The 509-nt window shown below is 60.1% G+C and carries 1 protein-coding gene and 1 pseudogene; one reads left to right on the top strand and one right to left on the bottom strand.

Annotation, left to right across the window (positions count from 1 at the left end; genetic code table 11):
* A partial coding sequence (locus JJD74_RS30650; RefSeq protein WP_234451947.1) for a GntR family transcriptional regulator occupies positions 1-214 on the bottom strand: 214 nt, incomplete at its 3' end.
* A gap of 147 nt (positions 215-361) precedes the next feature.
* Here JJD74_RS30650 and JJD74_RS30645 point away from each other — a divergent pair.
* A pseudogene (locus tag JJD74_RS30645) lies at positions 362-509 on the top strand (formimidoylglutamate deiminase); the annotation flags it as partial.

Below are 509 nucleotides of genomic sequence, written 5' to 3'. Positions count from 1 at the left end.
CGACGAAGGTGCCAACACCTTGCATGCGCACCAGCAGCCCTTCGGCGGTCAGTTCGCGCAGGGCCCGGTTGATGGTCATGCGGCTGAAGCCCAGTTGGTTGACCAACTCGCTTTCCGACGGCACGCGATAGTGCGGCGGCCAGTTGCCGTTGAGAATCTGCTGGCTGATCATCTGCTTGACGCGGGCATACAAGGGCGCCGGACTTTCGTCCATGTGGGCAGCCAGCGGGGACTTGGCGGGCGGAGTCGGCACGGGGAATCCTTGCAGGGGGAAAAGATGCATAGATTGCCGGAGTTTACCGAGCAGGCAAACGTCTGTATATGTATATACAAATAAACACACGACCGGGGTGCCTTGATCATGTCCGCTTTCTTTGCCGAACGCGCACTGCTGCCTAATGGATGGGCCACTGATGTACGCCTTGAAGTCAGCGCTGATGGCCTGCTGACCAACGTTGCGGCCAATGCCAGCGCAGACGGCGCCGAACGGCTGAGAGGCCCGTTGTTGC

Origin of the sequence: Pseudomonas sp. MF6776, assembly GCF_016613125.1 — a bacterium.
GTDB classification, from domain to species: Bacteria; Pseudomonadota; Gammaproteobacteria; order Pseudomonadales; family Pseudomonadaceae; genus Aquipseudomonas; species Aquipseudomonas iridis.
This window is presented reverse-complemented; position numbering and strand designations above follow the sequence as displayed.